Source organism: Dapis brunnea BLCC-M229, from assembly GCF_050015995.1.
Lineage (GTDB): Bacteria > Cyanobacteriota > Cyanobacteriia > Cyanobacteriales > Microcoleaceae > Trichodesmium.
This window is the reverse complement of record NZ_JBNHEP010000040.1, coordinates 7,289-22,256: the sequence shown is the minus strand read 5'-3', so window position 1 is coordinate 22,256 and position 14,968 is coordinate 7,289. Positions and strand designations below refer to the sequence as shown.

Sequence of the window (14,968 nt, the reverse complement as noted above, 5' to 3'; positions counted from 1 at the left end):
CTGATTTTCACGCTTATTGATGTTTGATTCATCTATTGGACAATAGTTAGGGCTGACTAATTCAATCTAAAAGTATTTACAGATAAAGGTTTGAGGATTTTTTTTTGCCAAAAGTAGGGTTCTAACATCCGTTGTGCGAGAGCAAACGCTGATTTTCACGCTTATTGATGTTTGATTCATCTATTGGACAATAGTTAGGGCTGGCTAATTCAATCTAAAAGTATTTACAGATAAAGGTTTGAGAATTTCTTTTTGAAAAAAGTAGGGTTCTAACATCCGTTGTGCGAGAGCAAACGCTGATTTTCTAGTTTGTAGGTTGGGTTGACGAAAGGAAACCCAACACCAAGATATATCTGTTGGGTTGCCCGAAAGTCTTGTATCGGTACTTTGAGATTTTTGACACCGAAAATGACTTCAAACCCAGTATTAGCAAGGGAAATACCTCACAGTGCTAAAAATGGCTGAAACCTAGATATATCAAGAAAATACTTGATTTAAGGTAAAAACATTACTGTATAAGGAAACCCAACAACAACCTTGTATATGTTGGGTTTCGCCAGCTCAACCCAACCTACGTTATAGTCAGGAAATTCAACACCAAGATGTATCTGTTATACCAAATACGGTTATTAAAAGCACCTTTTTCAAAATTCTCTATAACCACCTCCCCACCCTCCCATCTCCCCACCTCCCTAAGAAGAAAAAAAATCCTTTTATACCAATTCCCAAAAGCATTGCTATACTTAGATGGCACTTCAGTTATTAAGTAATTAACACAAGATAAATCACCATGCTTGCGAATAATAGCCCAGTTAATGTTTATTATTCTTATGTTTACTCCTCCCCACACGGACCACACTTCCCCTCCACCGGAGGGGCGCGCGGGTGGGTCCCACACTTCCCCACATTTGGCAGATATAGCATTCTTTTTAAGAAATGGTATTAGTCAATCCTATCCGTTATAAGAAGAGTTCATTAATGGATAATGGATAATTGATAATTACCTCTGGTTAAAACCGTTCGGGAATTGAATATAAGGAATATTATCTTTGTTTTCCCCTATCCAAGGGGAGGCTTCAAGGCGCGAATTATTTAATTATTAATTATTAATTATTAATTGTTTGAAGGTGGATTTTGCGGAGCGATCGCTGTTTCTATTTCTGATTTTTTAGTAGTAGCTTGAATGGCATCTAGTGAACTTTCTACAGGTTTTGAAATCGACCCATTACTACTAATAATTAGTTGAGTTACTTTTGTAATTAAATTCTCTAATTTTCCTTCATCTAATAAAGAATTTATCAATGTTAAACCACTTGTAGATAACATCAATTTACTAATATCTTGAGCACCATTACCATTGTTACCATTAGCACTAGGAAAAGCATAAATTTTTGGGTCCCCTAAAATTCCTGGTTGTGGTGCTAGTGCTTGGACTATTTCTGGTAATTTATCTATGAAGCTAGGCCCTAATTCTGTAAAAATTTGTGCTGTTCTGTTGGCATCACTTATTGCATTTTCAGCCTCTACTTTCGCCTCAATACCTTCAGCTTCAGCTAAATCTTTCTCACGGTTAGCTGCTGCTAAAGTCCTCAAAGATTCTGCTTCTAAATCTGTTGCTTCTCTAGCAATTTCTGCTTGTCTTTTTCGCCGGAAAACATCAATTTCTACAACGTTTTGTTCAGCAATACGATGTTTTTCTGCTTCTTGTTCAGCTACTATAATTGATAACCTTTGTTGTCGTTCTGCTTTTTCTATTTCTGCTGCAGTAGTTACTCCTGATTCTGCTTTAGCTTTTTCTGCTTCTGCTATTAAACGTTGTTGTTCTTTTTCGGCTATAGCGATAGCTGCTTCTTGTTGAGCAATTTTTGATAATCTTTCTGCTTCTGCTACTTCGACTTGAGCTTTAAGGCGATTTGAATCAACCATTTGTTGGCGAGTTATTTCTGCCATTTCTGATTCTTGTTTTTGTAATGCTTGAGTAACTTTGAGTTTTTTCTGTTGTTCTTCTAGGGCGATATCTGCTTCAATTTGACTTTCTTGAAGTGCTAATTTTTTCTTAATTTCTTCTTCTTCAATTGCTTTTGTCTGCAATATTTTGTTTCGTTGTTCATTAGCAGCTTCAATATCTTTTGATTCTTGAATTTCCCTGGCTCTTTGTGCTCTTAAAGATTCTAATTCTAGTTGTTGTTCTAGTAGAGCAGTCTCTTGTTCTTTTTCAATTTCGAGGGATTGTTTTCTGGCGGCTAATTCTTTTTCTTTAATTGTTACTTGGACGTTTAATTCTAACTCTCTTCGCTGTTGTTCTGTTATTAGTTCTACTTCTTGTTTTTCTTTGATTGATTGTTGAATTGTTTCTGTGCGTAGTTTAACACCTTGAGCATCAAAGAAGTTATTAGTATCATAAGTGTCACTTTCTTCGATTTCGGAAATAGCAATATTATTTAGTGTTAAACCAACTTTTTTTAGGTCTGGTTGAATCAGATTGAAAACTTCATCTGCAAACCCTAATTTATCAGAATCAATTTCTGCTAAGGTTTTCTTTTTAGCTGCTGCTCGAATTGCATCATCAGCACGTTTTTCTAGAGCATCTTTAATATCTTCTGGAGAAATTCTTCCTTGCTTTGATAATCTAGAAGCAGCAGTTTTTACATCTTGTTGATCGGCGTTTATACAGACATAAAAAGTAACTCGCATATTTGCCCGAAGATAATCTTGGGTTCTTACTGCTAAGTTTCCAGTACGTTCTACATCAATAGAAATCTCTCGCATTGGAACTCTGGTAAGTTCGTGAAAACCTGGTAGTACGATACAGCCACCATATAAAATTACAGAATTCTTTTTTGCTAAAAAGCCACCTGTTCTGACAAAAGCTTCATTGTTAGGAGTAATTTGATAGACTCTTGTATAAGCCCAAAATCCTAATAGTAATAAGAATATAATTCCTATAATTCCGGCAGCAGTTCCTCCTAAGAGAAAAGTGCTATTATTTTGGGGAAACTGAGCTAGTGTAGGCTGGATACATATATTTTCAGATAAAACAATTTCTTTGGGTTTAGATAATGTTTCCTTTGTAATAATTTCCTGGCTGGAAATTGATGGTAATGATTGAAGGAATGTTAGCCAAAATAACATGATTTTTTTCCCTGTAAATGTTTGATTCTGGAAAATTGACCAAAAAATAGGGTCAATAGCCTCTCCTTTTAAGGGGATGAAAAAAGTAAACTTCAGTATTTCAAGCCTCCCTATTCGGTGGAGGTACTGATAACTGATAACTGATAACTGAAATGACCTGGTTCAAAAATCTCTGATTTTTGAGTTTTATTTTTGCTTAGTGTTGCATTGTAATGACTTCGGTTAAGGGTGTAGTCCAATACGGTTGAGATCAGGCTAAAATTGATCTGAGTGACAATCCTTAATTGAACGGTATTGGAATATAGTCGGTGTTTCAAACCCCATCCACCATTAGTATGTAGGACTACCCATAGTAATCCTAAATGGGTTGTGAAAATTTTGCTATATTTATTTTTTCTTCCACCTAACACCTACCACTACCAAAAATTTACGACTTAAATAGGATTGCTAGATGTGCTGTACGATAATTTATATTTCTTTGTGGAAGGAACCTATGCAGAAAAATCAGAAATAATCAGAAATAATTTTGAGGATACCGAGATTCAAAAAAGGTAGTTACAGTAGAATGAGTACAAAACTGTTAAGAAATTTACTCAGACAACGGGAAGCAAATGTAGTTATACTGTTTGTTGAAATACAATTCTCGACTTGAGATAGCTTTGCTCAGTTAATCATAGAGCCATTACTTTGTAGCAATATTTTATGAAATTGGTATAATTCGGGCTTGGTGAATAAAATTGAGACCTTGAGGAATCAGGTTTTTGAGAACTATGAAAAGTTGACCAAGTGCAAGTTAGGAGCTTTCATACTATCAAAATTAATGCACTTTTTGAAGATACAGCAGTTTCCGAAGTTATGAGGTACATATATTTTATGGTTTTAGAGAATAGGGAATAGGGAATAGGTATGGAGGCCAAAAATATTTATTCCGTCATAATTTTTCTCCTACAGAGAGCAGAAATGGTTTATATAATCATCGGGCGTTGCACTCAAGTTAATGAATCCTCAACATTTAAAAAACTCTTTGCTAATTGCTGTTACTGTACCTCATAACAATGGGAAACGCTGTAAATTAGTCAAATAATGGGGTTAAACTAATGGGAAAACTGTTCCCTATCCTTACCAGAAGACTTTTTCAGCAGACCCTAATTTCCAAGTCAAAATCCAGATAAATTGATGATTTTGATTAATCTCTATTTTTACTAGAATTAGATAACCATCTATCTCTATCTACACTATCTTTAGCTATAACTAAGTAACTTTTAGTCTGACGATCTATCACTATAATTTTTTCTCCTCGATGAGGAATTTTAGTTGCCCATGATGGTAAATTAGCATTAATAGTTACCAGGTTTTTAGCTGTATCAATTACATCTACTTGTGCAATTTTTCCTTGATTTTCTTTAGGGACTAATGTAGAAGTAACAGTACCAATACATCCTAGAAGGCGATCGCTACTCACATCTTCTCCAAAAGATTGAAAGAAAATTTTTCCGATAGGTCTAGCAATAAAACCACCTAAAATTAAACTCAAAATCATTGAAGCAATAAATACAGTTACCCCGAAAAACCCATTAGGAATACTAAACAAAATATTCAAAGTCCAACCAATCAAACCCCAAAAACTTAGGTCAGTTGCTAATAACAAAATCAGTGGAACCTGACCAATACCTAACCACCCTAAAGTGTCTAAAGATTCAACACCATTATCACTGTCAATATCTATGTTTTCCTCTCCTAAACCTGTAGAAATTACGAACAGGAACATTAAGATTCCTGCACCGAGGAGTATCCAGTAAGGTAAGTTAGCAAAATTGAATAGCATATTCTCAAGTTTAGGGTTAAGAAGTAAATTTTTTCTACTTTCCTTCATTCTTCCTAATATTTACCTAAATTAATTGTCAAACGACTAAACTTTAATAATTTAGCAATTAGGGCAATTACCGAATAATTAATAATTAATAGTTAATAATTAATAATTAAGAGTTGATAGTCAATAATTATTCATTCAACAATTCAGCTTTATTAGCCGATCCTTGGATAGCGCTCGAGGGATGCCGAGGTCTCCTCGGCATATCCAATCGACCAAGAGAGGGGATAAATTCCAAAATTTCCTTTTAGTCAATCCTATCCGTTTCCAGAAGGGGTAATTATTAATTATTAATTGGTAAGAATTCAGGTGGCGCGGGGTCAACTTTTAGCCGTTTTATAAATTATAAATTATGAATATACACCTCTTAGTCAAAGTAAATTTTTTTTCCTATACTTTTTATTCTGCTTAAATTTTTCAATTGCTTTTTCCTGCTCTCAGAGCAATGAATTAATAGCTGATAGCTAATAGCTAATAGCTAATAGCTAATAGCTAATAGCTTATGGCTGATGGCTGAATGCTTACATTAATTGTTCATTGTTAATTACTGAATTAATAACTATAGCAATCCTAAATAGGTTGTGACAAATTAAAAAGTAAATCAAAAGGTTGAAACTCTTACCTGTTCCCTGTTCCCTGTTCCCTGTTCTCTGTTCCCTAAAAAGCAGTAAGATTTTTGCCACGAATAAAATAGGATTGCTATAGATATTTATTTCCTGATTATTGATGTGATAAACATCTCCATCAACTAAGTTTTAGCCTAGGAATTACAAAGGTTCGAGATTAATTTTCCCAGAGGTCTAATATTTATTTAAGTTTATACATATAGCAATTCTCAGCTTTGAGTGAAGTACAAAGTTCTAGGTTTTAGGGAATACCTTAACAGGGAAAAGAAAATTAAGAAAAATAGGTATAAATCACAAAAGTTGAGAAAAGCTATAGCAATTCTCAATAGATTCTCACAAGTTAAGTAATAAAAAAACTCTATGAAGCCACCATTAATCCTAATTTATGACTCCTGATTCCTATTCTCCATCAACAGAAAATAAAATATAATTACAATATTATCTACAGTAGTCACAATACAATTAGAAATAGATAAATTTTAATAATAGTTAACTATGAAATTAAAAAGATTAGGCCATGTAGCTATCTGCGTCCAAGACGTTGACAAAGCAGTAGAGTTCTATAAAAATCTGGGCATGGAAATAGCCTGGAAAGATCCTGACTGGGCATATCTCAAAGCAGGAGATGATGGACTGGCACTTTTGAGTCCTGGATACGATCAAGCAGGGCCACATTTTGGGTTTGTGTTTAGCGATCGCTCAGAAATGGAAACGGCCTACAAACAGCTCCAAGCCCAAGAAGTACAAGTCTCTCCAGTCCACGAACACCGAGATGGCACAGCTTCTTTCTATGGCAGAGATTTAGACGGTAACTGGTTTGAATACCTCTACGAACCAGCAACTGTAGTTGATAATTAGATCCCTATTTGACACCTAATAGTAATTTTTCATAGTCCAAATAATATGGACTAAATTCGCTGTACCTTGGATTTTTGTAGCTTTAATTTGGGCTAAACGAGTCCCACAAAATTTAATTTATCGAGTGTGTCTATATGAGGAGAGGATAAGAAAAAACTGTTTTCGCAATAATGAATACCCTCATTGAGTACAAGATATGATAGTTTGTTAAAGATAATACATTATTGATCGACATATTGTAAAATAGATATTTAGCATATTTTTCAAAATCTATATAATTCAGAAAACTGTGGTATCTCAAAAATTTGATCGACTTCTGTACCAGATGATAGGATAATTTAATTGAGTAAAGATAGATATTTAAGGATTACTAAGAAATGTCAGTAGCACAACCAGTAACCGATAGTAGTTTCCAGGAAGAAGTGCTTAATAGCGAGCTTCCAGTTTTAGTAGATTTCTGGGCACCGTGGTGCGGGCCATGCAGGATGGTTGGTCCTGTAGTTGAGGAAATTGCATCACAATATGAAGGACAAATAAAAGTAGTTAAATTAAACACGGACGAAAATCCAAATGTAGCAAGCCAGTATGGGATTCGCAGTATTCCTACCTTGATGATTTTTAAGGGAGGCCAAAGAGTTGATATGGTGGTCGGTGCTGTTCCCAAGACTACATTAGCTCAAACTTTAGAGAAGCAGCTAAAAGCATCTGAATGAATGAGTTAACAAATTTTCAAACGAATTATGTAGAAAGTTTTTAAATCATCGTAAAATTTCGGTAAGCGGAAAAAGTGCAAGTTTTAACGGCTGGATGGAAGGGAGTAGACGGATTTTAATCCGTAGTCAAAAAAATGTATACAATGAACTAATAACTTAAAAAGTAGCCTCAATGGTCTTTGACCGGAGAGAGTAGTGGCAATTGGCACCGCCTAGTGGACTGCTGCTGTATACGTACCACGGTACGGTACTGGTAATGTGGTTGTTTCGAGCAATGTGAAAATCTTAGCTTGAGCCAGATTTACAGCTCCTCTGAAGAATTCACGCGGATTTATCCCGTGGAGTGTCAATCTCTGTATTTATACAGAAGAAAAGTAAATATTAAGGGATTACTAAGGAATGTCAGCAGTACCAGTAACTGATAGTAGTTTTAACCAACAAGTGCTTGAGAGCGAGCTTCCAGTTTTAGTAGATTTCTGGGCACCGTGGTGCGGGCCATGCAGGATGGTCGCTCCTGTAGTTGAAGAAATAGCAGAGCAGTATAAAGGAAAAATAGCAGTAGTTAAACTGAATACAGATGAAAACCCTAATGTAGCAAGCCAGTATGGGATTCGCAGTATTCCTACTTTAATGATTTTTAAGGGAGGCCAAAGAGTTGATATGGTCGTGGGTGCTGTTCCTAAGACTACATTGGCTAACACTCTAGAAAAGTACCTTTAATTTACTGGTCGTCTAAACTTAATAACAGGCGACCTGAAGTTAGCCAGGGTGTTTTAACCCCTGGTTGAACAAGCAGACTAGATTCCTATACAGTGTAACTTACTATAATAAAATAAAATCAGTGATCAGAAAATTGGGTCTCAAGCCTCGCCCTTCTAGGGCGACTTTTAAATTAGTTTTTATTCGATAAATATGTTATTATGTTGCTAGTTTAAAAATCAAATTATGAAAGCTAGATTTAAGTATCGTATCTATCCAACACCCCAAGAAAAATATCGATGAGCCAAGCTATTTGGTTGTGTTCGGGTTGTTTGGAATGATAGTCTAGTTTTCTGTCAAGAAAAGTATAAATCAGGAGAGAAGAAACCCACTAACTCAGAGCTACAAAAACAGTTTGTTACTCAGGCTAAAAAGACTGATTATAGAGAATGGTTATCAGAGGTTTCTAATATACCATTACAACAATCCTTGAATGATTTAAACCAGGCTTATCAAAACTTTTTTAAATCAACTAAAGGCTAAAGAAAAGGTAGACCTGTTAAACCTCCTAAATTTGAAAGTAAGAAGTCAAAGCAGACTGCTAGGTTTACAAGAGGGGGGGTTTAAAGTTGGTCAACACAAAGTTTATTTAGCCAAGATTGGGAAGTTAAAAATAGTTTGGTCTAGAGAGTTACCTGGTCAACCTTCTTCAGTAACTATTATCAAGGACTCAGCTAACAGATATTTCTTAAGTTTCGTAGTAGAAATACAACCAGAATCATTACCTAAAACTAATAATTCAGTAGGTATAGACTTAGGAATCAAAAGTTTTGCTACTTTAAGTAATGGTCAAAAATTTGATGCTCCCAAACCGTTAAAGAAACGGACTAAAAAGTACCGTAAATTAAGCAAGTCATTATCTAACAAAAGTAGAGGATCTAAACGGTATGAAAAAGCCAGGTTAAAAGTAGCTAAGTTCCATACCAAGTTAAAAGATACTAGGACAGATTTTCTGCATAAATTATCTACTGAAATAATTAGTTAGTGAAAACCAAACAATTGTTTTAGAAGATTTAAACGTATCAGGAATGGTTAAAAATCGGAAATTATCCAGAGCAATAAGTGATTTAGGTTGGAGAACATTTAGAACATTCCTGGAAGGAAAAGCGGAAAAATACGGCCGTGATTTTAGAGTAATTAATAGGTGGGATCCAACATCTTAAACTTGCTGTTGTTGTGGGTTTAAAGTTGGAAAGTTAGACCTTTCAGTAAGAGAATGGGAGTGTCTCAACTGTGGTGCAAAGCATGACCGTGATAAAAATGCAGCAATAAATATATTAGTCGCCGGAGAGCATGCCTCCTGCGGAGGAGCTGCGCTAACGGAGACATTAAACGGATGTGGAGGCAAGCATAACCCACCCCCATCCCCTCCCGGGAGGGGAGCAAGAGGGGTGGGTGCAGCAGTCAATGAAACGTCAACCCACCGAGGAGCTACAGCTTGGTAGGAATCTCCGTCCGTTTTACGGCGGAGAGGATGTCAAATGATGAACTTTATCTATAGCAAAGAAAGGGATGCTTAGAGCTGATTTATAAAGTAAATATTAAGAGTCTGAAAATCCTGTTAGACCTGGGTTTAGATCCTCATAGTTCAGTAAGCTTAAATTCCTCAGAGCTAGGTGAGATCAAAGTTTTCCTGGGGAATACTGTGCAAACATCTAAGTTTATTAATTAGCTCTTAGGATATAATACAGAAGTGTACCTAAATTTGTTACAAAAAGAGCGATCGCCACTAGACTAAAAAATATGGTTTCCTTTCCTGCGGAATGCTGCGCAAACAGATAAGACCAAAATTCATAAGGTATGAAACTATTAGAGTAGCTCTTCAGATTATAGAACTCCCAAAAAAAATCCTTAACGGAACTGTATTGGACAAAAAAAAATAGTCTTCTATATTGTCAGTTATGGCTTCATTCATATACACCAGTCACTGACTCAGGGAACTTGAGCAATTATCCTCGCTAGCTTACTGTTAATATATATTAGGAATTTATGTGGCAACACGCAATAATTACAGGTGGTTCTAGTGGTATTGGTAAAGAAATCGCTAAACTATTAGCTAGTCAAGGAAGCAATATATCAATTATCGCTCGTAATTATCAGAAACTAGAAGCTGCAAAAGTCGAAATAACTGCCAATGTGGTTAATCTAGAGCAGAAAATTATTACTATTTCCACTAATGTTGCTAATAGATTAGAAGTAGAAAATGCGATTTACCAAGCTACGAAAGAAATAGGTGTTCCAGATTTATTAATTACTGCTGCCGGTATTTCTTATCCTGGTTATTTTCGAGATTTATCAATAGAAATATTTGAACAAACAATGGCAATTAATTATTTTGGTTCCCTCTATTCTGTGCGTGCTATTTTGCCAGTAATGGAACAACAAAAAAAAGGGCATATAGTAATGATTTCTTCTGGTGCTGGTTTGATTGGAATTTATGGTTATACTCCCTATTGTCCTAGTAAGTTTGCTATTCGAGGTTTAGCAGAATCTTTGCGGGGAGAGTTGAAGTTATCTGGAATTTCTGTTTCTGTAGTTTATCCACCAGATACAGATACGCCACAATTAGAGGAAGAGAATAAAACTAAGCCTTTAGAAACTAAGTATATTACTGCTACTTCTGGATTATGGAGTGCGGCAGATATGGCAGTTGAAATATTGCGGGGAGTGAAGAAAAAAAGTTTTGTAATTGCTCCTGGTTTAGAAATGACTTTGTTAGATAAATTGCATAGTTTATTAGCTCCAATAATTCAGTGGTATATGGATTTAATTGTGATTAAAACTCTCAAAAAGAGAAAATCCCGGAATTTTTAAGCATAGATGAGAGTATTTTGTTTGGAATAGCAATTGTAGTTTTAGCTTAGGTGAGCGATCGCTTCTAGAGTTTATCAAGAAGAAGACTGATACATTATTTTATTTTTACCACTACTTATGTATAACTTTATCATTTTATCTATATGCTTAATTTTCTTGCCATACTTTTCTAATAAATCATCTGTGTAACCTAGAATGACTTTCAATACCTGAACATGATAATTTTTTAGATACTCTTTTTATTCTCAAAATCAGTTAAAACTGGGAATCATTGTCATACTCAATAGTTTTTTTAAGAGCATTCATTAACTCTTCCTCTTATGGATTAAGTCCACAACCTATCTTGATTTGCTAAAATTTTTTCTCGTAATATTTTATACAATTAAAATATTGTTGTATTGGATAATAATACAGCTATATAGAAAATATTCTGTTTGATACATAACGCACAAAATTTACCACGCTTTACATTAATTGCTAAAACCTAGATATAGCAATAATTTCAAGTATTTTTACTCCTCAATTACTACCATCTTTACAGAGCAGGGGTATTTGCAATTTTTTACGTTATCAAGCGACAAGTCTAGTGTATAATCTTTTGGTCTTTGCTCAAGTGGAAAAAATCAAAAAATGACCATCAACAGTATTATGACCATCAACAGTATTATGAATTGTGTTTTAAATTCTATTCTAGGAATAACTCTAACTATTGCAATATCTAGTATTCCTAAGTCTAATACCCAAGCTCAAGTTACCAATTTTGATAATTTTTTTGATTGGTGTAATCAAAAAGATAATATTTCACCAGAAGCTAAACGTACTGTAGAAGCAATTTTAGTAAAATTTGGTACTGATGATTGTTCTCAAGCTACTCAAATAGCATCTCTTACTACTAGATTAAATCTAATTAGCAGACAAATTTCCGATGTTAAACCTATAGCTTCTTTGCCTAATTTAACTCGACTGGTTTTACACAATAATCAAATATCAGACCTAACTCCTTTAGCATCATTAACAAACTTAGAAAGACTCTACCTTGCTCAGAACAAAATATCTGATATTACTCCTCTAAAGTCACTGACAAAATTACAAGAACTAATTCTTTCAAACAATCAAGTTTCTAACATCCGTCCCCTAAGTTCACTAACCAATTTGAATAAACTATTCCTATTAAATAATAAAATATCAAATATAACTCCTCTCAGTTCATTAACTAATTTGACAGAACTTAATTTAAGTCGCAACCAAATTTCTGATATTAACCCTCTTGCTTCACTAACTAATTTAACTGAACTTAACCTCAGTAACAACCAAATATCTGACATTACAGCACTTGCTTCTTTGAAAAAACTAACTGAGATAAATCTTAATTCCAACAAAGTCTCTAATGGTAATACTTTGTTGTCTTTACCAAATTTAACTGAGATTTACATTCACAATAACCCAGTTGCAAAACAAGTTTGTCCTAATAATCTAGATGCAATTTGTTTCTGAAATTAAGGATCAAACTGAAATCATATGCCAGAGTAAATCCTTATTCAGAATAATTTTTATCTAGTTGTTTGATTGTAATTTGAGCACCAATTTTGGGGAGGGCAAACTGTTTAACCAAATTATGATATAAATTTACGATTCATTTTTTTCTGACCTGTTATAACCAGAAAAATAATTAGTTTCAAACTCTAATATTGACATTAGGAGTATTACTTTGTCAGGGACATATTTTGTACAAAGTTTTCATTACCAATATTAATTTTTATTGCTAAATCTAACTCTATTTAAATAATAGAGATTCAACTAATAATTTGATTATTTATTTAATTTTTTCATCATTTTCATCACTTCCAGATAATCCTCATTTTGTCCTTTTTTCTGATAGATATCAGCAGCTTTTTGAAAGTCATTTATCCCTCCCTCATAATCTTTAATGAAATAACGAATCATACCCCGATTATAATAAGTTTTAGCATCATTAGGTTCAAGTTTAATTGCCTCTGTATAATCATCTATTGCTTGCTGATGATCCCCTATTTCATAATTAGAAATACCTCGATTATGATAAGCATCTGCATCTGTAGGATTAATCTTGATAGCTTCAGTAAAATCAGCTATCGCTCCATAAAATTCCTGAATTTCATAAAGACAAATACCTCGATTATTATAGGCATCTGCATCTTTAGGATTAGCTTCTATAACTATAGTAAAATCTCTAATGGCAAGTTTGTAATCTTTCATAACATGGTAAAGACGTCCTCTGTTATGACAAGCATTAGGATTAGTAGAATCAATTTTAATCGCAGCAGTAAAATCATCAAGTGCTCCCTGATAATCTTCTAAACGGGAACGAGCAACACCTCGTTGATTTAAATAGGAGTAAGCTTTATCGGGATTAAGTTTGATTGCTTCAGTAAAGTCAGCGATCGCCTCGTGATAATTTCCCTGTTGAGAGAGTATTTTGCCTCGCTGGTAGTAAACATGACCTTGATTTGGATTAACTCTGAGTGCTTCAGTTAAGGAATTGATTCTCTTTTGGCGTTCTTCCTCTATAGAGATACTTTGTTGTTGCTGGTTATTAGCATCACTATCCTTATAATCAGTAATCTCTGTCTGAGGTTTTTTTGCTAAAGTCCGATCTTCCAATACTTCTGAAGATTTCTCGGTTTCCACATCAGTAATCTCTGTCTGAGTTTTTTTTGCTAAAGTCCGATCTTCCAATACTTCTGAAGATTTCTCGGTTTCCACATCCGACTTAGTTTCTGAAGATTTTTCTATCTCTACATTCGTCTGAGGCGTTTTTGCTAAAGTTTCATCCACTGATGTATCTTTCCGTATCATTTTCATTACTTCCAGATAATCTTCATTTTGTCCTTTTTCTTGATAGATATCAGCAGCTTTTTGAAAGTCATCTATTCCCACGTCATTATCTTTCATCAAATAACGAATCATACCGCGATTATAATAACTTTTAGCATCAGTAGGTTCAAGTTTAATTGCCTCTGTATAATCATCTATTGCCTGTTGACGATCCCCTATTTCATAATTAGAAATACCTCGATTATGATAAGCATCTCCATCTTTAGGATTAATCTTAATAGCTTCAGTAAAATCAGCTATCGCTCCATCATATTCTTTAATTTCATAGAGACAAATACCTCGATTATTATAGGCATCTGCATCTTTAGGATTAGCTTCTATAACTATAGTAAAATCTCTAATGGCAAGTTTGTAATCTTTCATAACATGGTAAAGACGTCCTCTGTTATGACAAGCATTAGGATTAGTAGAATCAATTTTAATCGCAGCAGTAAAATCATCAAGTGCTCCCTGATAATCTTCTAAACGGGAACGAGCAACACCTCGTTGATTTAAATAGGAGTAAGCTTTATCGGGATTAAGTTTGATTGCTTCAGTAAAGTCAGCGATCGCCTCGTGATAATTTCCCTGTTGAGAGAGTATTTTGCCTCGCTGGTAGTAAACATGACCTTGATTTGGATTAACTCTGAGTGCTTCAGTTAAGGAATTGATTCTCTTTTGGCGTTCTTCCTCTATAGAGATACTTTGTTGTTGCTGGTTATTAGCATCACTATCCTTATAGTCAGTAATCTCTGTCTGAGTTTTTTTTGCTAAAGTCCGATCTTCCAATACTTCTTGAAGTTTTTCTGTCTCCACATCCGACTTAGTTTCTGAAGATTTTTCTACCTCTACATTCGTCTGAGTTTTTTTTGCTAAAGTCTTATCTTCCAATACTTCTGAAGATTTCTTGGTTTCCACATCCGACTTAGTTTCTCGAGATTTTTCTAACTCTACATTCGTCTGAGGTTTTGTTGCTAAAGTTTCATCTACTGATGTATCTTTCGGTAAATAACGATTGAACAACCTTTGAACAAGAGGATTAGCTGAATTTTTCGAGGTTTTTAATACTTCTGAAGATTTCTTGGTTTCCACATCCGACTTAGTTTCTCGAGATTTTTCTACCTCTACATTCGTCTGAGGTATTTGTGTTACCTTAGACTCATTTTCCAGAGGTTTTTCTTTCTCCACATCCGACTTAGTTTCTCGAGATTTTTCTACCTCTACATTCTTCTGAGGTATTTGTTTTAAACTGGGAGCTTCCAATACTTCTCGAGATTTTTCTACCTCTACATCCGACTTAGTTTCTCGAGATTTTTCTACCTCTACATTCTTCTGAGGTATTT

General features: G+C 34.5%; 10 protein-coding genes and 2 pseudogenes. 9 read left to right on the top strand and 3 right to left on the bottom strand.

Going from position 1 to position 14,968, the window contains the following annotated elements; translation table 11 throughout:
• Positions 1–1,113 precede the first annotated feature (1,113 nt).
• Positions 1,114–3,132, bottom strand: a complete 2,019-nt coding sequence (locus ACP6PM_RS03710) for a flotillin family protein (RefSeq protein WP_426581962.1) — start codon at positions 3,130–3,132, stop codon at positions 1,114–1,116.
• Positions 3,133–4,318: 1,186 nt separating this feature from the next.
• A complete protein-coding gene (locus ACP6PM_RS03705) occupies positions 4,319–4,957 on the bottom strand; it encodes a DUF1449 domain-containing protein (RefSeq protein WP_426581961.1) in 639 nt (212 codons plus the stop codon).
• A 1,166-nt stretch (positions 4,958–6,123) separates the two neighbouring features.
• Here ACP6PM_RS03705 and ACP6PM_RS03700 point away from each other — a divergent pair.
• From ACP6PM_RS03700 to ACP6PM_RS03660, 9 genes and pseudogenes are all read left to right on the top strand, one after another.
• Positions 6,124–6,486: a VOC family protein gene (locus ACP6PM_RS03700; protein ID WP_426581959.1), complete on the top strand. Its 363-nt coding sequence runs from the start codon at positions 6,124–6,126 to the stop codon at positions 6,484–6,486.
• A gap of 377 nt (positions 6,487–6,863) precedes the next feature.
• A complete protein-coding gene (gene trxA / locus ACP6PM_RS03695) occupies positions 6,864–7,199 on the top strand; it encodes a thioredoxin (protein WP_426581957.1) in 336 nt (111 codons plus the stop codon).
• Positions 7,200–7,598: 399 nt separating this feature from the next.
• Positions 7,599–7,919: a thioredoxin gene (trxA, locus tag ACP6PM_RS03690; RefSeq protein WP_426581956.1), complete on the top strand. Its 321-nt coding sequence runs from the start codon at positions 7,599–7,601 to the stop codon at positions 7,917–7,919.
• 318 nt (positions 7,920–8,237) lie between these two features.
• Positions 8,238–8,441: pseudogene (locus ACP6PM_RS03685) on the top strand (RNA-guided endonuclease TnpB family protein); the annotation flags it as partial.
• 31 nt (positions 8,442–8,472) lie between these two features.
• Positions 8,473–8,943, top strand: a complete 471-nt coding sequence (locus tag ACP6PM_RS03680; RefSeq protein ID WP_426581954.1) for an RNA-guided endonuclease InsQ/TnpB family protein — start codon at positions 8,473–8,475, stop codon at positions 8,941–8,943.
• Positions 8,944–8,986: 43 nt separating this feature from the next.
• On the top strand, positions 8,987–9,121 hold the full coding sequence (locus ACP6PM_RS03675; RefSeq protein WP_426581952.1) for a hypothetical protein: 135 nt from the start codon (positions 8,987–8,989) through the stop codon (positions 9,119–9,121).
• A gap of 42 nt (positions 9,122–9,163) precedes the next feature.
• Positions 9,164–9,403, top strand: a pseudogene (locus ACP6PM_RS03670) (zinc ribbon domain-containing protein); the annotation flags it as partial.
• 544 nt (positions 9,404–9,947) lie between these two features.
• Positions 9,948–10,772, top strand: a complete 825-nt coding sequence (locus ACP6PM_RS03665; RefSeq protein WP_426581950.1) for an SDR family oxidoreductase — start codon at positions 9,948–9,950, stop codon at positions 10,770–10,772.
• A gap of 630 nt (positions 10,773–11,402) precedes the next feature.
• Positions 11,403–12,266, top strand: a complete 864-nt coding sequence (locus tag ACP6PM_RS03660; RefSeq protein ID WP_426581948.1) for a leucine-rich repeat domain-containing protein — start codon at positions 11,403–11,405, stop codon at positions 12,264–12,266.
• Between the two features lie 315 nt (positions 12,267–12,581).
• Here the strand turns inward: ACP6PM_RS03660 and ACP6PM_RS03655 are convergent.
• A partial coding sequence (locus ACP6PM_RS03655; protein WP_426581946.1) for a tetratricopeptide repeat protein occupies positions 12,582–14,968 on the bottom strand: 2,387 nt, incomplete at its 5' end.

Coding starts and splice junctions, on each gene's coding strand:
- ACP6PM_RS03660 (WP_426581948.1), top strand. CDS start 11,403: ATGACCATCAACAGTATTATGACCATCAACAGTATTATGAATTGTGTT.
- trxA (WP_426581956.1), top strand. CDS start 7,599: ATGTCAGCAGTACCAGTAACTGATAGTAGTTTTAACCAACAAGTGCTT.
- trxA (WP_426581957.1), top strand. CDS start 6,864: ATGTCAGTAGCACAACCAGTAACCGATAGTAGTTTCCAGGAAGAAGTG.
- ACP6PM_RS03675 (WP_426581952.1), top strand. CDS start 8,987: ATGGTTAAAAATCGGAAATTATCCAGAGCAATAAGTGATTTAGGTTGG.
- ACP6PM_RS03710 (WP_426581962.1), bottom strand. CDS start 3,132: ATGTTATTTTGGCTAACATTCCTTCAATCATTACCATCAATTTCCAGC.
- ACP6PM_RS03705 (WP_426581961.1), bottom strand. CDS start 4,957: ATGCTATTCAATTTTGCTAACTTACCTTACTGGATACTCCTCGGTGCA.
- ACP6PM_RS03665 (WP_426581950.1), top strand. CDS start 9,948: ATGTGGCAACACGCAATAATTACAGGTGGTTCTAGTGGTATTGGTAAA.
- ACP6PM_RS03700 (WP_426581959.1), top strand. CDS start 6,124: ATGAAATTAAAAAGATTAGGCCATGTAGCTATCTGCGTCCAAGACGTT.